Origin of the sequence: Bradyrhizobium sp. SYSU BS000235 (assembly GCF_049747295.1) — a bacterium.
Classification (GTDB): Bacteria; Pseudomonadota; Alphaproteobacteria; order Rhizobiales; family Xanthobacteraceae; genus Afipia.
Genome location: NZ_JBMHJM010000001.1, coordinates 4,751,793 through 4,771,890, shown reverse-complemented (window position 1 = coordinate 4,771,890; position 20,098 = coordinate 4,751,793). Strand labels below are relative to the sequence as shown.

Here is a 20,098-nt window from a genome sequence, read left to right as displayed (position 1 = left end):
GCCAGGAGTAAGATGTTACTGATAATGGACGGCTCAAAGCCGGTCCTGACCCTGGGGGGCAACAACCAATCAGGGGAAGTGCCATGGCTACTCTCGTTACGCATGCAAACCTGTCCCCGTCGGACCATAGTGCACAGTTACGCAAGGCGGTGGTCGCAGCAACCATCGGCACCGCGATCGAATGGTACGACTTCTTCCTCTACGGCACTGCTGCCGGGCTCGTCTTTGGCAAGCTCTATTTTCCCAATGAAGATCCGTTAACCGGAACGCTGGCTGCGTTCGGCACCTACTTCATCGGCTTTGTCGGGCGCCCGATCGGTGCTGCCATCTTCGGCCATTTCGGTGATCGCATCGGCCGCAAAGCAACACTTATTGCCACGCTCCTATGCATGGGTATTGCGACATTCCTCGTCGCGTTCGTGCCGACCTATGCCTCGATCGGAATCTGGGGCGCCGTCATCCTGACGGTGTTGCGGATGTTTCAGGGAATCGGCGTCGGCGGTGAATGGGGCGGATCGGTGTTGCTCGCCATGGAGTGGTCACGCACCTATGGTCACCGCGGTTTTGTGGCATCCTGGCCGCAGTTCGGCGTGCCGTGCGGCCTGTTCCTCTCGAACCTCGTGGTTCTCGCAGTCAGTCAATGGTCGGGTGACCAGTTCATGACCTGGGGATGGCGCATTCCCTTTGCACTGTCGATCGTCCTCGTCGGCGTTGGACTCTGGATTCGCCTCGGCATCCTTGAGACGCCGGTCTTCCAAGAAGTATTGAATAAAAACAAAGTTGAGAAAGCCCCCATTGTCGAGGTCTTCAGGAAGCATCCGAAGGAGATCCTCCTGTCGGCGTTGCTGCGAATGTCCGAGCAAGCGCCGTTCTATATCTTCACCGCGTTTATCTTCGCTTATGCCGTCAACACGCTGCACCTCTCGCGCGATCTGATCCTGAGCGCAGTGCTGGTGGCCTCGTGCGTCTCGTTCATCACCATTCCGCTGTCGGGTCATATCTCCGACCGCATCGGGCGCAGGAAAATGTACTTGATCGGTGCGGCCACAGTCGGCGTGTTCGGCTTCATTTACTTCGGACTGGTGGATACCGCGATTCCATCGCTGGTGTTCATCGCGATCGTGCTGTCGCTGATCCCGCACAACATGCAATATGGACCGCAGGCGGCGCTCATCGCCGAGGCCTTTACGCCGCGGTTGCGCTACAGCGGCGCATCGCTCGGTTACCAACTCGCGTCAATCATTGCCGGCGGCCCAGCTCCCCTCATCGCGACAGCGCTGTTCGCCGCGTATCATTCCGGCTACGCGATCGCGATCTACATCGCGGCTTGCGCGGTCGTGAGCCTTGCGGCGGCATCGCTGATGCCTGACTACACCGGGAGGGATATTTCGAGGGAATATGACGAGTGACGCCGAGGTGAGAGTCGGCCGAAGCCTCTTTGATGCCGCTGAATGCAGAACAACCCATGGGAGGAAGTCATGCGTCGACTTCGATTGTCAGTGACATTCACCGGACTGGCACTGAGTGCCCTGTTTGGTTCGACGGGAATGATCGTGAATAGCGAGCCAGCGGGCGCCGTCGTCTACTGCCAATACATTGGCTATCCCCCGAGCTGCGTCGCACGACCAGGCGTCGTCCTGAGGCCACGCCCAGTCGCACGCGCAGCGGCCCGCGAGGCGGTCCGGCCCGGAACGCCGATGAACCGCGGCGGCCCCGTCAATCGCGTCGGACGTCGTTAATTCCGGGATGCAATTCAGCGAAAGAGAGCGGCGAAACCGCACGCTCGATGTTCGCTAATTTTCCGGGAAATGGCGCACTGACGTCGGCCTTCGATCCACGACGAGAGATGGCGTCCTACAGTGCGGGGGTCCATCTGTTACGATGGCGGTAGAGCTTTGACAGGCTGAAATTTCCGACCTCTTGTCCGCCCTTGCGGAAAATGGCGATCGCCTTTTGCACACTCATTTCCGATATGATGTCCGGCCTGCTCCCACAGAGCATGACGAGCTCGAAGATGAGGTTGGTAAGTGCCGGCATATCAGCCCATAGCTGCGTCTGATAAGGCTCCTCCCAATGAGCCCAGGCCCAATCTTCGATGAGATAGAGACCTTCATTCTTGAGATAGTGGAAGGACGCCTCAAAGCTTGCTCGGGAGAGTTCGTATTGATGAGAGGCGTCGTCGATAATCATATCTATTCGTTGTCCGGGAAACTCCGTCTTGATGATTGTCTGAACACGCGCGGTGTCGCCCTGTGATGTGTTGTAATATAATTTTACGCGGTCCGTGAGACCATGGTCCCGTATCAGGCCGAGAACAGCTGGGCTGGGAGGTCTAATATCAATACCAACGAATTTGACGCGTTCCTCGATTGCGGCAAGAAGCAAAGCTGAGCCACCTTCGAAAATGCCAAACTCCAGGATATTGGTCACCGCGTTCTCGCGAATGAGGCTCTTGTATCGATCAATCATCCCGCGGTTCTTGATGATCGCGATGGTATCCTTTGTCGTCCTGGCGTCATTGAAGTTCTGCCTAATCAGACAAAACTTCATGCCGTTGATCGCGAAGTTATTCTCGTCACTCCAGACTTCATTCATTGGAACCCCCAATCACTATGGAATCGTCGCTGTCATCTTTCCTGTGGAACGCAAAGCCTCTCCTGCCAGATAGGCTGTATTTTTTCCCCTTCCTCTGACGGTCCTTGGCGCAATTCATCGCTGGCAATCTGCGTACCTGGCGGACATGGCCACGCAATCGTCATCGCATCACTGGGCGATTTGCATCCGGCATCTGCCGTTGCAGTTGATATCGATGACGAGCCAACGGCACACGTCTTTGGATCAATTTGGGTCGGCCACGTGAGCTTGAAAGGCGGAATTGTCGGGTGTCGATCTACCGCGTTTGCTATCACTTTGAGCCGTCGCACGCCCTCAGATAGCGTTGGCTGAATCCAGCCACCTTCGGAACTTTCGTTCCAGGCATATAACACCACACTCTGGAAGCGATCGTTGCGCGGATTGTTCGCCGCCTCTTCTATTGCATCACGGATTTGCTGTATCCATTCCCCATCGGTGGCAGGTTGACACCAATCAGGATTCGGTTTGCGACTTTTCTTTTCGTGAGGATCGCGCAACGCCGGACGATAATCCCACCCGAGCGTAACGGTTGGCAGGAAACCTCCCGCGCCGTCTTTGGCTTCAGCTTGCCATGCGTTCTGTGCGAGGGCGGCGCAACTGGCGTACGATAGAGATTTTCCACTCGCCCCAAGCGCGGTCGCATATGTACTCGTCGCATCGAATCCCAGCCTGTGAGCAACGGGGCCCGTCTCAGGCAGGTTGAAGAGCAAAGCAACCAGATAGAGATTTTGACCGGTGGCGTTCTTTACGCGATTCCGCATATCGTTCAGGGCTGCTTTTGCGCCCTCCTCGCCGCCCAGACCTTTGAGCCATGGCTCCATTGTCCCAACCAGGAAAAACACCGGGGCCGAGCCGTCGCTCGTCCGCATGTAATCGGGCCCAAGGAGCGCCTTGCTGATTGCAGCACTCACCATCGGCACATCACGCGACGGGAATGACAGATTAAAATTCAGAGCGTACTTGATGCCGAGCTTGTCCGGGAGGCTGACAAAATTCGTGAGCGCCCGATTGAGCGCTACGGCACTATTGGGATTACGTCCCCAAGACGCACTCTCCAGGTAATAGCCAAATATGAAATAGTCCAAGCCTGCGGCCTTCGCGTAGTGCACATCGGCATTGAGGGCTCTTTCGGTGTTTCCGGGAAAACCCAGATGTCCATTCGGCAGACGTTCTGTGTAATACGGAACGCGCTCGCGTAATCCTGGATCGGCCAGGACCTGCCCATAAGGGCTGTCGAGACTCCAATTATCCCAACGAATGGCACCTAACGTGACTTTGGTTGACGAGGCAGAAGGATTGGTTTTGCTCACCTGAGCAGTGGCAGGGAATGAGGAGACGGCCGCCGCGAGCACAAAAAGCAGACGTATCGACCAGTACGGAGCTGTCCACAGCATCACTTACTCTTAGTCCTAAGCCACCACTGTCCGGCTCGAGAATCCAGACACGACCCGGGCGGGCGTGATACCTGCATCCCGATTTCCGAAGATTTCGAAGTCTCGCCCAACGCAGCGCGCGCGACGTCGCACGATGCGGCCTCGACACCTATACAAGGAGCAAGTCAGGGCGCTTGTGTGGCGACAGACGATACAAATTCGATGAAAACAATTTTAAACAAGAATTTCGGTCGAACTCCCGAAAAGACTTTCTGAAGTTTGTAGGGCGATCTCTTCGAGCTCGCGAATGCGACGCAGATGGCTGCGATCTGTCGAGATCACTCTTCATCCAATCTGCTCGCGTCCGACGTCCGCTTCGATCGAGAGCGCCGACGACGTCACAAAAAGTATCGGCAATGATCGCGGTTATGTTCTGAATGGTGGCGTTTCGGCGCGCTCCGGGAGTTTCGAACTTGCCGCCCGTCGAACTTGCCGCCCGATTGTGACATCATCACAACGATGTCGGCCAATTGATCCAGGTTCAACTGCCATCAATCGAGTCGCGCTTCACTAACGAGGCGGCAATGCCTGGACTTCGCTCTCACGAAAAATACGTCCGTTGATCCGATGCAAGTCGACATGTTGTCGGGCTTGTTCAATCGCCGGGGTTTTGAACTCCGGGCGCTCGACGCGCTGGCGCGGCAAACCACCAGCGCACCGGTTGCGATGATCCTGGGCGACCTCGATCACTTCAAGTCGATCAACGACCGCTTCGGACACATCAGCGGCGATAAAATCATCCGAAGATTCGCCGACGTTCTCAAGGAGAAAGCTCCTCGGGATGCGATCATCGCCCGCCTCGGCGGCGAGGAATTCGCAGTGCTGCTTCCACCGGGGCAGGCTATCGCTGCGCACGCGTTGGCCGAAGAACCCCGCTCCGCATTCAAGGACGTGGCGCCTGGTTCCCAACATCAGTCCAACGGCCAGCTTCGGGATCGCAGTTGCACGCGAGGACGAGGATTTGCTGGCATTGATGGATCGTGCCGCGCGCTGCATTGCCGAGCTTGGCGCGCTGATCGATACAATCCACAGCGAAGACATGACCTGGCCACTCGCTCCGGTCGAAAACAATCACGCCGGCAACCAAGGATTAACCTTGATCAATTATGAATCAAGCAAAGGCAACGTTTCGAGTTGTCATTGACTCGGGGCTTGGCCGGATGCGCGTCGCGTCTTGATGGCGGAGCTTAGGCGGGTGACTGCCCTTCCCCAATCGGCGCGTGCCTGGCTGGTGAGGACTGCCGCAAATGGCAAGAGCAACAGGCGGCGCAAATGCCGTCAGCTACCGTCGATCCCTTTTCCTGACGACGGCGATTGTCACACTCGTCACTGCGATGGCCGGCATGCAGCCGGCGTCCGCGCAATCGGTCACAGGTACTGGTTTAACTTATCCGTTCACTGGTCCGGCAAACCCGTGGTCTGTGGGAGGCGATCTCAAAATTAATAATGACAGTCCTGGCGTCGGCGGCACGCTGAACATCCTGAACGGCGGCGCAGTGGACAACGCCACCGGCTTTATCGGCTACGATGGCGGCAGCCAAGCGACGGTCACCGTCTCAGGCACCGACGGCACCCATGCCTCGACCTGGACCAATAACGGCGACCTCGTTGTCGGCCAGGACGGCAACGGCACGCTCAATATCCTCGGTGGCGGCCAGGTCACCAATGCGACCGGCTATATCGGCGCCGAGTTCACCGGGATCGGCGTCAACGACCACAGCGATGTCATCGTCTCGGGCCACGACGCCAGCGGCAATGCCTCGACCTGGACCAGCACCAGTCAGCTCAACATCGGCGACAATGGCAAAGGCAATCTCATCATCCAGGATGGCGGGGTGGTGAACACTCAGGCGAACGCCGTTATCGGCCTCGACAGCGATGGTTCGCACAATGGCGTTGGCTCGGTCCTGGTCACGGGCCGCGACATCAACGGCCACGCTTCGACCTTCAACGTGACCGGCAATCTCACCATTGGCGGCGACGCCAACGACAACAAGCTCGACATCCTGAACGGCGGGGTGGTGAACAGTGGAGCAGCCACCATCGGCGACGTCACCTTCAGCGGCAGCAGCAAGGGCACTGTCACCGTTTCGGGCCGCGATGCCAACGGCAATGCCTCGACCTGGAACAGCGGCAATATCTACGTGGGTAACTCGGGCGACGGTACGCTCAACATCGAGGACGGCGGCGCGGTGGTCAGTGCAGTTGGGGGCGGCTCTGCCTCTGTCTATATCGGCTACGACGTCGGCAGCACGGGCACGGTCACTATCTCGAGCACCACCGGCAACGTCTCAAGCCTGACTGTGGGTGGCAGCATTGAGGTCGGTCACGATGGCACCGGAACGATGACCGTTGGAAACGGCGGCTTCGTGAGCGTCCGCGACGATGTTTACATCGGCCGCGACAACACGGGGAGCAGTGGAACGCTCCATCTCAACGGCGATGGTACCGTGGCCGGAAGCGGCGTGCTCGAGACCGGCTCGGTGATCAAGGGATTCGGCACCACCACTGCCCTCGACCTCAACGGCGGTATTCTGCGTGCGAACCGAAATGAAGCCAACTTCCTGAACGGCTTCACGGCGCTGACCGTGACTACCGCCTCGTTCGATACCAACGGCTTCGACATCGGCATTGACACCAAATTTTCCGGTTCGTCGACAACCTCCTTCAACAAGCTGGGCCTCGGCCAACTGACGCTGACCGGGGACAGCTCCGGCTTTGCCGGGATGTCGACCGTGTCAGCCGGCACGCTCGCCGTGAACGGCGTGCTGGGCGGCAACATGCTGGTCGACACGCTTGGACGGCTCGCGGGCACGGGCATCGTGGGTAACGACGTCATCAATCATAACGTCGTCAATAAAGGCGTCGTCGCGCCGGGCTATGGCGGGGCCATGGGCACCCTCACCGTCCAGGGCAACTATGCCGGCAATGGCGGCCGTCTCGAGATCGCGACTGTTCTCGGTGACGACAGTTCGCAGACCAGCCGCCTCGTGGTCAACGGCAACACCTCAGGCAGTACGCAGGTCAACATCATCAACCAAGGCGGCCTTGGCGCGCAAACGGTGAACGGCATCAAGATCGTCGATGTCGTGGGCGCATCCAGCGGCACTTTCGTGCTCAACGGCACCTATGTTTTCCAGGGCGCGCCGGCGGTGATCGCCGGCGCCTATGCCTATCGTCTCTATCAAGGCGGCGTCTCCACGCCCGCGGACGGCGACTGGTATCTGCGTTCTGATTTGCTCAATCCGCCGAGTGGACCGGGCGGTCCCGCCTCGACACCGCTCTATCAGCCCGGCGTGCCGGTCTACGAATCCTATGGCGCCAATCTGCAGACCCTCAACACGCTGCCGACGTTGCAGCAGCGCGTCGGCAACCGCATCTGGGGCGCTGGCTCCAATGGCGACGGCAACGGCATTTGGGGCCGCGCGGAAAATACCCACGGTCGCTTCAATCCTGCAGTCTCGACCACCGGTTTGGATCAAAGCATCGATACCTGGAAGATGCAGGCGGGCGCCGATCGGGTGTTTGTCGACAACGCGAGCGGGCGTCTGGTAGCGGGCCTCAACGTCTCCTATGGCAATGCCAACAGCCGGATCAACTCAGTGTTCGGCAACGGCGCGGTGAAGACTGACGGTTACGGCCTTGGCGCGACGTTGACCTGGTATGGCCTCACCGGCTTCTATGTCGACGGTCAGGCGCAGGTCAGCCGTTACAGCAGCAATCTCAATTCCGAACTTCGCGGCTCGCTCACCCCCGACAATATTGGCCGCGGCGAAGCGCTCAGCATCGAGGCCGGCAAGCGGATCGCGCTCAGTGACAAGCTCGGCATCACGCCGCAGTTTCAAGTCGTCTATTCCAACGTTCGGTTTGATCGCTTCACTGATCCGTCGGGCGCTGACGTGGCGGCCGACAGGAACGACAGCTTCAAGACGCGCTGGGGCGTTGCATTCGATCATCAGAGCGCCTGGGAAGGTGGCCGCAGCCGCATCTACGGCATCGCCAATGTCAGCTACGAATGGATGGATGGCATGCGTACGATGGTTTCCGGCACGCCCCTCATCAATGCCGACGAGCGGCTGTGGGGCGAACTCGGCCTCGGTGCCAGCGTGACTTGGCGCAAGAACCTCACTCTTTATACCGAATTCTCCGGCAACACGCCGTTCCGTGGTTTCGGTAACAGCTATATCCTTAAGGGCAACGTCAGGCTCCGCGCGCAATTCTGATCAGGCGCCGACCGGGGCAGGCCACGTTCAACATGATCGCAACATTGCAGGAAAAAGCGGCTCTGCGACTGATCTTCGCAGTTTTGTGTGCAGTGGCGCGCTCCGAGAGATTCGAACTCCCGACCCTCGGAATCGAAATCCGATGCTCTATCCAGCTGAGCTAGGAGCGCGTGAGGGCGCACAATAGCCAAGCAGCCTCCGAAAGCCAGCCCCAAAACGCGTGTGGAATTGGATTTTTTTAGATCTACGGAACAATAACTTACAGCCGCAACGCCGCCACGACGGCATCGAGCCCGTCGGTCAGGGCGGCCGGGCCCGGCTGCAGGATGAGCGGTGATTTGATCTCGATGATGCGGCCGTTGCGGACGGCGGGAATCTCCCCCCACCCTGGCCGCTGGCGGATTTTCTCCGGCACGACCTTCTTGCCGCACCACGATGCGAGGATGACATCGGGCTTCGCAGCGATGACCGTTTCGGGCGCGATGATGCGGTCCTTGGCGGATTTTTCCTTTGCGAGTTGCGGAAAGACATCCTCACCGCCCGCGATGTTGATCAGTTCGGACACCCAGCCGATACCGCTGATCAAGGGATCGTCCCACTCCTCGAAATAGACTTTCGGCCGCGCGCCGCCGTTCGCATTCGCCGCCACGGTGGCGATACGCTCCTCAAACTGCGCCGCAAGACGGTCGGCCTTCGCGGCTTCGCCGATCAGGCCGCCGACGGTGCGGATCATCGCAAGGATGCCGGCGACATCGCGCTGGTTAAATACGTGCACCGCCACCCCTGCCCGCACCAGATCGGCCACAATGTCCGCCTGCAGATCGGAGAACGCCAGAACGAGATCGGGCTGCAGCGCCATGATCTTCGGAATGTCTGCTGAAATGAACGCTGATACGCGCGGCTTCTCACGACGCACCTGCGGCGGCCGCACCGCGTAGCCCGACACGCCGACGATGCGATCCTGTTCGCCGAGCATATAAAGCGTCTCGACGGTCTCTTCCGTGAGGCAGACAATTCGGCTGGGAGGAAATGCACGCATTTTGAGAGCTTCCGGGCGACGCGACCGTGCGTCTACGGACACGTGACTACGCCGATGCGGCGCTCATGCCAATCCGTCCGATGGCGGGAATCTTGATCGCGGGCCGCCGGATATCGAGGCCGAGAACGGCACCGAGAACATTCAGCTCGATGCCCTCGAGCCAGCCGACGGTCAGACCCAGATAGCCGCCGAGCGTCATGCGCACGCCGGTGCCGGATGGTGTGCGGCCGAACCACGCGCCATCAAAGGGAAAATCCTTGCCGATGGCGGTAGGCGGCAACACCGCTCCCATTTCTGGGACGGCATCGATGATCGCGGCGACGAAGGTGTTCGAGTTCGGCCCGGGCCAGGCGCGGTAGTCGCCGAGATTGCGATATTTATAGCTTTCGATGGCGGCGCCGATTTTCGGAATGAGCTGCGCCGCGCGCTCACCGTCCGCGCGAAACACTTCTTCCGGCAATTGACCGAACCATCGTCCATCCGCGACGAAGCCATTGACGCGGATCGGTTCGCCCCACGCCGTGTAATCGTAACGGCTGTAGCGGGAGGCGCCCTGCTCCTTGAACACGATCCAGCTGTGAACGGCGACAATGCCACGCCAGCGCACGGTGCGCGCGGCATAGATTCTCACGACAGCATCGGAATGTTCTGACGCTTCCGGCAGGACGCCCGCGCTTGAGCGGTCCGCGGCCTGCCAGTTCGCCGAGGCGCGGTCACTGAGAAAATAGGAGGCTGCGGAAATGCCGATGGGAACGAGCAGAAGCGTAAGAAAGATCAGCAGGAGCATTTTCCACGATCTCATCGATGGAAGTCTCGTTGAACGCGCGTCTGCTGACTATCGTGAAACCGCGCAACAATTATGGCGACGATGTCGCTGATCATTGACCGGATCAACGACCTCGAAACTCGAATACCTCACCATCATACCCCGCCTCGCGCGGGATACGAAGCTGACGGCCGCCGTCTTCCAGCTTCGTCACCTCAGGCAACACGGTCACCACCGGCGTCGCCCTGGCAAATTCGAGCGCGGCTTTTGCCGTGCCGAGCTTGTCGAGCTTGGTCAGATTGCGAACGGTTGGAAACGGCAGCGTGAAGCGGCCGGACTCTGCACCGTCCAGCGCCTCTCTTGGCGAGAGCCAGAGCGAATCCACGGACTCCCTGCCATCGTGCTTGCCGACGTGATCGTCAGGTGCGAGCGTCAGGAGGAAGTGCGTATCGAAACGCTTCGGCATATTGACCGGCGTGATCCAGTGCGCGAACGGCACCAGCAGATCGATCGCCGGCGTGAGCGCATGCTGGCGCAGAATATCCGCGAAGCTGATTTTGCCTTCGTCCAGTGCGACGCGTAGCGGCTCGATATCGGCGAGCTGCGCGGCCGGAATGATCGCGGACGATCCCTTCCCGCGCGCCAGCAGGATGCCGCTTTCCTCGAACGTTTCACGGACCCCGGCGACGCGGATCGCCACGGTCTCAACGTCGAGTCCGAAACGATCCGGAACGAGCGCAGCGTCTGCCGCGATCACATGATCGTCCGGGTCGAGACTGCCGCCCGGAAAGACCAGCGCGCCGGAGGCGAACTCGATCTCGTGGTGCCGCTGCACCATGAAGATCTCCATGCCGCCACTGCGGTCCCGCAGCAGCAGCACGGTGGCGGCGGTTCGCAGCGCCTTCTTGTTGTCTGATCCTTGAGCGCTCATCCGAGGTTGGCGCGCTTGTCGAACTTCGCGACTCGCGAGAGTAGATACTCCACCTCGTTGCGGGCCGTCGTGCTCATCGCCGATCCCGGCTTGCGCTGGGCATCCGATGTCAGCTTGCCGCGCTTCTTCAGCACGTATTTGCGGACTGCAAGACCCACACCCGGCTGCTGCTCGTAGCGGATCAGCGGGAGATGCGCGTCGAACAGATCGTGGGCGGCATCGCGCTTGCCGGCCTTGGACAGATTGACGACATCCACCAGCATGTCGGGGAAGGCGTAGCCGGTCATGGCGCCGTCCGCACCGCGCTCCATTTCGAAGTCGAGGAAAGTGCCGCCGTTGCCGGTCAGGATCGACAGCGGCCGCAGCGAGCCATCTTTCTGGAAGCCGCGCAGCGCCGAGATTTTCTCCAATCCCGGCCAATCTTCATGCTTGAGCATCACGCAGGACGGGCTGTCCATGATGATCTTGCGGATCACCGACGGCGTCATCACCACGGTGAGCGTGAGCGGATAATCCTGCAGCACCCACGGCACGTCATCGCCGATGGCTTCGGTTGCCTGCCGGAAATACGCGAAGATCTGTTCGTCAGTGCGCAGATGCGGCGGCGGCGCGATCATGACCGCGGCGGCACCGGCGTCCATGGACGCGCGCGCCAACGAGCGCATCTGAGCGAAGCCAGGCGCCGAGACGCCGACGATGATCTGCTTGTCCTTGGCGCGCTTGATGAAGCGCGTCGCGACTTCGAGCGACTCATGGCTCTCCATCTTCGGCGCTTCGCCGAGAATGCCGAGCACGGTGACGCCGATGCAGCCCACCTCCGCGTAGAAGTCGGTCAGCCGATCGATCGAGTCGTAGTCAATGCGGCCATCGTCGAAAAACGGGGTCGGCGCGATAGCAATGGTGCCGCTCGCCTCATGGGTCAGCTTCATGTCGATCAAATCTTTCGCTTTTTTAGAATCTGCGGGCCGCCATCTTATCGCCCTCGTCGAAGAAAATCTCCTTCGCGTGGGTGACGATATCCTGCGCTTTCCAGGGTCCTCCGGGCTTCCACCCCTCCATTTCGAGCATTTTCATCTCGCGGACGCCGCGCGGCCCGGAGACGCCCAGCGTCTTGCCGGTCTGCTCTCCTGACAGGGAACTGACCATATAGAGCACCGCCGGCGCGATCTCGTCTGGCCCCATGGCCGCACCCGGGTTCTCCTTGTAGCGCGGCAGGTCGGCGGTCATGCGGGTCAGCGCGCCGGGGGCGAGCGTCCACAGCCGGATGTTGTACTTGCGGCCTTCGATGGCCAGCACATTGCTCAGGCCCCAGATGCCGCCCTTGGCGGAGCCGTAGTTGCTTTGGCCGAAATTGCCGATCAGGCCGGAGGTCGACGACGTATTGACGATGACGCCGCCGCCGTTGTCCCGCATCCATTTGAACACCGGCATGGTGACGCAGAAGGTGCCTTTGAGGTGCACCTTCATCACCTTGTCCCACTGCCCTTCGGTCATCTTCGCGAAGGTGACGTCGAGCAGGATGCCGGCATTGTTGACGAGGATGTCGGCGCGGCCGAATTGCTTGATGGCGTCATCGAACACCGACTGTCCACCGGCCATGGTGGAAATATCAGACGTGTTGGCGTAAGCGCGCCCGCCCTCGGCTTTGATCGCCTCCACAACCTTTTGCGCCATGCCCTTGTCGGAGCCGCTGCCATCGCGCGGCCCGCCGAGGTCGTTGACGACAACCGCCGCGCCTTCGCGCGCAAACAGTTTGGCATAGGCCTCGCCAAGGCCACCGCCCGCACCCGTGATGATCGCAACCTTGCCGTCGAGCAAACCCATTGGTCCCTCCGAGTCATCTTGTGTTGTTTTAGGCGAGAACGGTCTTGCCGTTCCTGATCACCGTGACGCCGCGGCTCTTGACGCGCCCTTCGATGGAAATGACGTTGCCGTCCTTCCACAGATCGAACGACACGGTCTCGCCCGGAAACACCGGCGACGAAAACCGCGTAACGTGCTGTTTGAACGCCAGCGGATCGTAATCGGCGTAGGTCTGCAGCACGGCGCGGCAGCTCAAACCATACGTGCACATGCCGTGCAGGATCGGCCGGTCGAAGCCTGCACGCTTGGCAAATTCCGGATCGCTGTGCAGCGGGTTGCGATCACCACAGAGGCGATAGACCAGCGCCTGATCCGGTCGTGTGGAAATATCCACCGTCAAGTCCGGCGCACGCTCGGGAATTTTGTGCGGCTCCGGCTGGCCGCCGGACGGACCGCCAAAGCCGCCGTCGCCGCGTGCGAATTGCGAGGCGATCAACGTCGCAAGCGCCTCGCCCTTCTCGTCCTTGAGCACGGTCTTGCGCAGGATCACCGCGCCCTTGTCCTTGCCCTTGTCGAACACGCCGAGAATGCTGGAGTCCGCCGTAATGTTCGCCTTCACCGGCAGCGGCTTGTGGAAGGTGATGTCGCGCTCGCCGTCCACCACCATCACGCGGTTGACGTCGATGTGCCCGGCGCTCGCGCCCCACGCGGCCACTGACGCATAGGTCGGCACCACTTTCAGTTCACGGGGTGTGAAGTAGCCTTCGTTGACGAACGAAAGCTCCTTCTGGTCCATCGGATCAGCGCCCATGCCGATCCCGACCGCGTAGAGCATCACCTCGCGGTCGGTCCAGGAATATGCCTGGCCGACATTCTTGAGTGCCATCACCTCATCGTACTTGATCGGCATGTGTCCTCGCTGCTCTTTTCTTTTTGCTATTAGCCAACCGGCGTGAAGAACGGCAAAGGCGCGCCGTCTGTCGGCTTGAACACCACCTTCACGCGCTGTCCGATCTTCAAGGCTGAGAGATCGCAGTCGACGAAGTTCGTCAGCAATGACGGGCCTTCATCAAGGGTGACGTAACCGATGGCGTAAGGGCCGGTCGGCGATTTGCGCATCAGGCTGTAGCTGTAGATCACGCCCTCGCCCTTGCTCTCCTGCCATTCGGTCTTGTCAGAGAAGCACACCGGGCAGATCGAGCGTGGGAAGTAATGACGCTCGCCGCAGGTCGTGCAGTGCTTGATGAGGAACTTGCCCTGCTTTGCGGCTTCCCAGAATTCCGCGGTTTCCGGATTGCCGACAGGGGCTGGATACTTTGGTTTATCGGTCATCACACGCGCTCCAGAACAGCGGTCGAAGCCGCATGACGCACACCGAGCAAACCGCCGGTGCCATGGACAAGGGCGAGATCGCAGTTCGGCACCTGCACCTTCGGGTGCGCCTCGCCGCGGAGCTGACGCACCGCTTCGATGATCTTGGTGATGCCGCCGCGATTGATCGGATGGTTGTTGCAGAGCCCGCCGCCGTCGGTATTCCACGGCAGCTTGCCGACGCCCGAAATCAGATTGCCGTCGGCGACGAACTTGCCGCCCTCGCCCTTCTTGCAGAAGCCGAGGTCTTCGAGCTGAACCACCACGGTGATGGTGAAGCTGTCGTAGATCGAGGCATATTTGATGTCCTTCGGCGTAACGCCCGCTTCGGCGAACGCGGGCGGACCGCTCCACACGCCTGCGGAGTAAGTGAGATCGAGATTGCGGCCACCGTTCGGCCCCTTCAATGACTCGCCGTGTCCGGTCAGGCGCACCAGCGGACGCTTCAGCGACTTGGCAATCTCCGGCGTCGTCACCACCAGCGCACCGCCGCCGTCGGAGACGACGCAGCAATCGAGACGGTGCAGCGGGTCCGAGATCATCGGCGAGTTGAGCACGTCCTCAACCGTGACCACGTCGCGCAGCATCGCGTGCGGATTGTATTGGGCGTGATGGGACGCTGCGACCTTGACCCAGGCCAGCTGCTCGCTGGTGGTGCCAAAGTCATGCATGTGTCGCATGGCGACCATGCCATATGCGTTGTGGGTTGTTGCACCATAAGCCGCTTCAAAATCGAGTTCTGGTCCTGTTGCGCGCGGCGGCATCGGCCCCGTGCGCGGCTTGCCGGCGAGCGTAATCAGCGCGACGGAACATTTGCCCGCGGCAATCGCTTCCGCCGCATGGCCCAGTGCGATGATGTAAGAACAACCGCCGGTTTCGGTGGAATCGAGATGGCGCACCTTGAGGCCGAGGTAATCGGCCATCGGCATCACGCCGCCGGGCGCGTCACCAGCGCAGAAATAGCCGTCAACATCGGCCTTTGTCAGGCCCGCATCCTCCAATGCGCCCTTGGCGCATTCAGCGTGCAGTTGTGCGGTGGATTTGTCAGGTGCGTGCCGGGTTGGGTGTTCGTAGATCCCGGCGATGTAGGCTTTTCCCTTGATGGTCAAACGAGTCTCCGCTGGCAGTTCTTTTTTCTTCCCAGCAGAATTTTTCGCGCGCCAACACGCGATTGGCAAGCACCTTCAATTTCGCAGGGCGAACGAACGCGCTTTCGCGCGTTCTATTCTGCGGCGATGGGCTGAGGCGTGAGCTCCGGTGGATTGACAAGGTCCTTCGCAAGCTGCTCGTATCGCGCCTTCACTTTCTTGACCGACGCGTCCTTCACCAGACCATAGCCGCGGATCTGATCCGGCAGCGACAGCAGCTCGACCGCGATGTCATGGGTTCGCGGCGACAGCAATCTGACCGCCGTGACCACATCCTGTTCGTAGCCCTTGATCAGATCGCGCTCGAGCTTGCGTTCTTCGGTGTGGCCGAACGGATCGAAGATCGTTCCGCGCAGGAAGCGCATCTTGGCGAGCAGTCCGAAGACCGGCATCATCCACGGACCGAACGAACGCTTGCGCGGACGACCTGAGACGTCCTTGCCCGGCAGAATCGGTGGCGCAAGATTGAAGCTCATCTTGAAATTGCCGTCGAACTGCTTGTTGACGCTGTCCATGAACTTGCTGTCCGTGAACAGGCGCGCCACCTCGTACTCGTCCTTATAGGCGAGCAGCTTGGCGTAGTTGATCGCTACCGCACGCGGCACCGCCTCGCCGTAACCGTTGTCGAAAGCGACCCTGCGCACCTGCTCGACCAGGTGAACATAACGCGCCGCATAGGCTTCGTTCTGATAGTCGGTCAGAAGCTTGGTACGATGGGCAATGATCTCATCGAGCGACATCTGGTCGAGGGTCTTCGGCGCCTCGGGTTCGTCGCCGCTCATCATCTTCGCGAGTCGCGCAGGATCGATCGCAGCCAGACGGCCGAGCCGGAACGCCTGGGTGTTCATCTTGATCGCGACGCCGTTCAACTCGATGGCCTGCTCGATCGCTTCCGCGCCGACCGGCAGCAATCCCTTCTGATAGGCGTAGCCCATCATCATCATGTTGGTGGCGATGGAGTCGCCCAGCAGCGCTTCAGCGGGCTTGGTGAAGTCGAGGAACGCAGAATCCTTGCGTAGCGCGTTCTCCAGCACGAGATTGACCTTGCCGCGCTGGAAGTCGAAATCGCGGTTCATGATGAAGTCTGCGATCGGGATCAGGTGCGTATTGATGATGCCGTGGGTGCGGGACGATTCACACAGCGAAATCGTCTCCTTGGCAATGGCCACCACTTCGTCCGCCGCGATCAGCAGGTCCGCTGTGCCGGTGACGATGCGCGAGCATGTCACATCGGCCGTGTGCTGCGACAGCCGCACGTGGCTCAGCACCGCGCCGCCCTTCTGGGCAAGGCCAGACATGTCGAGGATCATGCTGGCCTTGCCTTCGATGTGCGCGGCCATGCCGAGCAGCGCGCCGATGGTCAGCACGCCCGTGCCGCCGACACCGCCGACCGCTATGTTGTAGGGCTGATCCAGCGCTGGCTTTGACGCCGGCTCAGGCAGCGCACCGAGATCGCCGAGATCGACCGGCGCACGCTTACGCAATGCGCCCCCGTCGATGGTGACAAACGACGGGCAGAAGCCCTTCACACAAGAATAGTCCTTGTTGCAGCTCGACTGATTGATGACGCGCTTGCGGCCAAGCTCGGTCTCCAGCGGCTCCACCGAAATACAGTTGGACTGCACCGAGCAATCGCCGCAACCTTCGCAGACCGCGGGATTGATCATCACGCGCCGTGACGGATCTTCCAGAATGCCCTTCTTGCGGCGGCGGCGCTTTTCTGCTGCGCAGGTCTGCACGAACACGATGGCCGAGCATCCCGGCACCTCGCGTACCGTGCGCATCACCTGGTCGAGTTCATCGCGATGGGCGAGCTTCGTTCCGGGCGCGATGGTGTTCGCGGGATACGCATCGGGATTTTCCGACACGAGATAAATCTCGCGGATACCTTCGCTGTGCAACTGGAAGGTGATCTGCTGCGGCGAGAGATCGCCATCATGCTTCTGGCCGCCGGTCATGGCGACGGCATCGTTATAGAGGATCTTGTAGGTGATGTTCGCTTTCGAAGCGACGGCCTGGCGGATCGCGAGACTTCCCGAGTGGAAGTAAGTGCCGTCACCGATGTTGGCGAAGATGTGCTTTTCGTTGGTGAACGGCGCGATGCCGGTCCATGGCACGCCCTCGCCGCCCATGTGGGTGAAGGTCTCGGTGTTGCGATCCATCCACAGCGACATGAAGTGACAGCCGATCCCGGCGAGCGCGCGGCTGCCATCCGGTACCTTGGTCGATGTGTTGTGCGGACAGCCCGAACAGAAATACGGCGTGCGGGTCACTGGCGCCACAGCCTGCACCTGCGACGCTTGCCGGCCATTGAACCAGTCGGCCTTGGCGCGCAGCATCGCGACAATTTCAGGATTGAGATCGAGCTGCAGCAGGCGCTCCGTCAGCGACGTCGCCAGCGATGCAACGCTCAGCTCTTCGGCGAACGGCAGGAAGCGCTTGTCATGGGAATCCATCTTACCGACGATGCGCGGACGCACGTCGTCGCGCCAGTTGAACAGTTCCTGCTTGACCTGATTCTCGATGATCTCGCGGCGCTCTTCGACGATCAGGATTTCTTCAAGGCCGACGGCGAACTTGCGAACGCCTTCCGGCTCAAGCGGCCATGGCATGCCGATCTTGTAGAGCCGCAGGCCGATCTTCGCCGCGACCTCCTCGGTAATTCCGAGTTCGCGCAGTGCCTGCCGAATGTCCTCGTAGCTCTTACCCGACGCCATGATGCCGTAGCGGGCCTTGGGCGAATCCATAGTGATGCGGTTGACATTGTTCGCGCGCGCGAACGCGATCGCAGCGAAACCTTTGTAGTCCTGCAGGCGGCGATCCTGCGCGAAACGGTCATCGGGCCAGCGCAGATTGAGGCCGCCCGGCGGCATCTCGAAATCGGTCGGAATGATGAAGGGCTTCATTTCGTCAGCGAGATCGATCTCGGCCGTGGTCTCCACGGTTTCGGTGATGACCTTCATGCCGACCCAGCAGCCGGAATAGCGCGACATCGCGATGCCGAGCAGCCCCATCTCGATCATCTCGTGGATGCTCGAGGGGTAGAGATACGGCATCAGCGCGGAGATGAAGGCATGGTCGGACTGATGCGGCACAGTCGAGGACTTCGCACCGTGATCGTCACCGGCGAGGCACAGCACGCCGCCGTTTCTCGCCGAACCCGCGGCATTGCCGTGGCGGAAGACGTCGCCGCAGCGGTCCACACCGGGGCCCTTGCCATACCAGATGCCCACCACGCCATCATGCTTGGCACCGGGCGAGAGATTGAGCTGCTGCGAACCCCAGATCGCGGTGGCGGCAAGGTCCTCGTTGACGCCCGGCTGAAATTTGACGCCGTATTGGTCGAGGTGCTTGCGCGCTGCGAAGAGCTGCTGGTCGTAGCCGCCCAGCGGCGAACCCCGATAGCCTGTGACAAACGCTGCTGTGTTGAGACCTGCGGCGCGATCTCGCCGGACCTGCGCCATCGGCAGGCGCACCAGGGCCTGAATGCCGGTCAGAAAAACATGTCCCGACGCCTGGGTGTACTTCTGGTCGAGACTGATAGGCCCTTGGTTGATTCCCATTTTCACTTTGCCTCTTTGACGGGCGTTGTCGCGTTTGGACAAGTCCACTTAGAACCAGTCTATGTCGCTTTTCCTTTCCAGTGCATCATAATTCTGTGCGCCAGCGCGTTGTTATCTAACGGCAATTTTACGTCTCCGATCACTACCCCGTTGACGCGTTATGTCGCAGCGATGCCCTGCCTCGAAACAAATGGCTGAAACGTCCAGTTCGGGCGGACACCATCCAGCGACCGTTCAATCGGTCGAATGTTCCGCAATGCTGCCCCGAGCCAGGCGCAGGGCTTTTTCGGAACGGCGCCTCCCTCTGGCCATTAGACTTTGTAAGAAACCGAGTGAACGTCAAACAGACGTCGAACCGGTCATGTAGAACCGGAAAATCCAAGATAGTCGGAGGATTTCTAAATGGCCCTGATTTCGGGAAACAGGTGGGCGTCCGATAAGGAAAAACGCGGATACGCGGACGCGCCTGATATCTACGAGGACTTCCACTTCACGCAGCGCAACAAGCCGTTGAAAGCCATGATCGGTGTGGCTTTGCTCGTTGCATTCGCGCTGATCCTTGCGCGCATGAATCCGGTCCCCCACGAGATCCAAAACCCGCCACCCATATCAACGCCGGCCAGCTAAGCCTCAGCGGGAAGCCAAGGAACAACCCCGCCGCTCCGAGATTGTCTTCATATACAACTGGAGGAACGGCTTATGGCAGTTGAGCACAACCCTAACGAACCATATCGGACCACTCCGACCAACGAAGAACTGATCCGGCAACGCGCCGAGCGGCTGGAAAATGAGCTTCGCGACAACGAGCTTCAGGCAGACCCTGAACTCGCAGAAGGTCCGGCCAGCGGCGGCCGAATTGCGCTGTTTGCGATTGCGGTCGTCGCGATCCTCGGCGTGGTGTTCTACGGTTTGAATAACGGCTCGATGAATCCGAACGATACGACCAAGACGGCTGAGCAGTCGACGCCGGCCACTACGGGTGCGAAGGCGCCCGCAGGACAGACGACGGGTTCAGCGGCAACACCGCAGCAACCCGCTGGTCAGTCCGCAAACAATCCGCCGCAATATACGGCTCCCGCAGCGCCTCCGGCGAATAACGGAGCACCGTCAACCGGCGCGCCTGCGAAGCAGTAGGCTTGCAGTACTTCTCTTGTTTGAGATTGCTTAAAATGAGGACGAGCACCGAC

Annotated in this window: 17 protein-coding genes and 1 tRNA gene; 6 read left to right on the top strand and 12 right to left on the bottom strand. The window is 60.3% G+C overall.

The genetic code is table 11. The features are described 5' to 3' along the window. The first annotated feature begins 83 nt into the window (after positions 1-83). Together ACP0KA_RS22475 and ACP0KA_RS22470 are read left to right on the top strand one after the other, a co-directional pair. Positions 84-1,409: an MFS transporter gene (locus ACP0KA_RS22475; protein ID WP_424630929.1), complete on the top strand. Its 1,326-nt coding sequence runs from the start codon at positions 84-86 to the stop codon at positions 1,407-1,409. A gap of 69 nt (positions 1,410-1,478) precedes the next feature. Then, on the top strand, positions 1,479-1,739 hold the full coding sequence (locus ACP0KA_RS22470) for a hypothetical protein (protein ID WP_424630928.1): 261 nt from the start codon (positions 1,479-1,481) through the stop codon (positions 1,737-1,739). Between the two features lie 115 nt (positions 1,740-1,854). On the opposite strand, the gene ACP0KA_RS22465 is transcribed toward ACP0KA_RS22470, so the two are convergent. Both ACP0KA_RS22465 and ACP0KA_RS22460 read right to left on the bottom strand, forming a co-directional pair. Continuing rightward, positions 1,855-2,595 (bottom strand): class I SAM-dependent methyltransferase, encoded by a 741-nt coding sequence (locus tag ACP0KA_RS22465; protein ID WP_424630927.1) that lies wholly within the window; start codon positions 2,593-2,595, stop codon positions 1,855-1,857. Between the two features lie 32 nt (positions 2,596-2,627). Next, positions 2,628-4,028 (bottom strand): hypothetical protein, encoded by a 1,401-nt coding sequence (locus tag ACP0KA_RS22460; RefSeq protein WP_424630926.1) that lies wholly within the window; start codon positions 4,026-4,028, stop codon positions 2,628-2,630. 606 nt (positions 4,029-4,634) lie between these two features. Here ACP0KA_RS22460 and ACP0KA_RS22455 point away from each other — a divergent pair. Then, the gene (locus ACP0KA_RS22455; RefSeq protein ID WP_424630925.1) at positions 4,635-5,177 is read left to right on the top strand and encodes a GGDEF domain-containing protein; all 543 of its coding nucleotides are present in this window, start codon (positions 4,635-4,637) and stop codon (positions 5,175-5,177) included. Positions 5,178-5,314: 137 nt separating this feature from the next. After that, positions 5,315-8,290: an autotransporter outer membrane beta-barrel domain-containing protein gene (locus tag ACP0KA_RS22450; RefSeq protein WP_424630924.1), complete on the top strand. Its 2,976-nt coding sequence runs from the start codon at positions 5,315-5,317 to the stop codon at positions 8,288-8,290. 93 nt (positions 8,291-8,383) lie between these two features. On the opposite strand, the gene ACP0KA_RS22445 is transcribed toward ACP0KA_RS22450, so the two are convergent. The 10 genes from ACP0KA_RS22445 to ACP0KA_RS22400 all read right to left on the bottom strand — a co-directional run bounded on the left by ACP0KA_RS22445 (position 8,384) and on the right by ACP0KA_RS22400 (position 18,911). Continuing rightward, a tRNA-Arg gene (locus ACP0KA_RS22445) sits at positions 8,384-8,460 on the bottom strand. A gap of 89 nt (positions 8,461-8,549) precedes the next feature. Then, positions 8,550-9,329, bottom strand: coding sequence for a cobalamin-binding protein (locus tag ACP0KA_RS22440; protein WP_424630923.1), 780 nt, complete (start codon positions 9,327-9,329; stop codon positions 8,550-8,552). Between the two features lie 46 nt (positions 9,330-9,375). Beyond that, complete coding sequence (locus ACP0KA_RS22435; protein WP_424630922.1) at positions 9,376-10,116, bottom strand: DUF3750 domain-containing protein; 741 nt, start codon at positions 10,114-10,116, stop codon at positions 9,376-9,378. Between the two features lie 103 nt (positions 10,117-10,219). Then, positions 10,220-11,026, bottom strand: coding sequence for an NUDIX hydrolase (locus tag ACP0KA_RS22430; protein ID WP_424630921.1), 807 nt, complete (start codon positions 11,024-11,026; stop codon positions 10,220-10,222). Next, the gene (locus tag ACP0KA_RS22425; RefSeq protein WP_424630920.1) at positions 11,023-11,955 is read right to left on the bottom strand and encodes a dihydrodipicolinate synthase family protein; all 933 of its coding nucleotides are present in this window, start codon (positions 11,953-11,955) and stop codon (positions 11,023-11,025) included. Before ACP0KA_RS22425 ends, ACP0KA_RS22430 begins: the two co-directional genes overlap by 4 nt. 22 nt (positions 11,956-11,977) lie before the next feature. Further along, positions 11,978-12,850 carry an SDR family oxidoreductase gene (locus tag ACP0KA_RS22420; RefSeq protein WP_424630919.1) on the bottom strand — a complete coding sequence of 291 codons (873 nt, stop codon included), beginning with the start codon at positions 12,848-12,850 and terminating at the stop codon, positions 11,978-11,980. A 28-nt stretch (positions 12,851-12,878) separates the two neighbouring features. Then, positions 12,879-13,739 carry a MaoC/PaaZ C-terminal domain-containing protein gene (locus tag ACP0KA_RS22415; RefSeq protein ID WP_424630918.1) on the bottom strand — a complete coding sequence of 287 codons (861 nt, stop codon included), beginning with the start codon at positions 13,737-13,739 and terminating at the stop codon, positions 12,879-12,881. A 29-nt stretch (positions 13,740-13,768) separates the two neighbouring features. Next, the gene (locus ACP0KA_RS22410) at positions 13,769-14,161 is read right to left on the bottom strand and encodes a Zn-ribbon domain-containing OB-fold protein (RefSeq protein ID WP_424630917.1); all 393 of its coding nucleotides are present in this window, start codon (positions 14,159-14,161) and stop codon (positions 13,769-13,771) included. After that, the gene (locus ACP0KA_RS22405; RefSeq protein ID WP_424630916.1) at positions 14,161-15,309 is read right to left on the bottom strand and encodes a thiolase domain-containing protein; all 1,149 of its coding nucleotides are present in this window, start codon (positions 15,307-15,309) and stop codon (positions 14,161-14,163) included. The genes ACP0KA_RS22410 and ACP0KA_RS22405 overlap by 1 nt, the downstream gene beginning before the upstream one ends. A gap of 113 nt (positions 15,310-15,422) precedes the next feature. Then, positions 15,423-18,911 carry an indolepyruvate ferredoxin oxidoreductase family protein gene (locus tag ACP0KA_RS22400; protein ID WP_424630915.1) on the bottom strand — a complete coding sequence of 1,163 codons (3,489 nt, stop codon included), beginning with the start codon at positions 18,909-18,911 and terminating at the stop codon, positions 15,423-15,425. A gap of 402 nt (positions 18,912-19,313) precedes the next feature. On the opposite strand from ACP0KA_RS22400, the gene ACP0KA_RS22395 reads away from it, so the two are divergent. Then, positions 19,314-19,538 (top strand): hypothetical protein, encoded by a 225-nt coding sequence (locus ACP0KA_RS22395; protein WP_424630914.1) that lies wholly within the window; start codon positions 19,314-19,316, stop codon positions 19,536-19,538. A 72-nt stretch (positions 19,539-19,610) separates the two neighbouring features. Then, the gene (locus ACP0KA_RS22390) at positions 19,611-20,045 is read left to right on the top strand and encodes a hypothetical protein (protein WP_424630913.1); all 435 of its coding nucleotides are present in this window, start codon (positions 19,611-19,613) and stop codon (positions 20,043-20,045) included. The last annotated feature ends 53 nt before the right edge of the window (positions 20,046-20,098 follow it).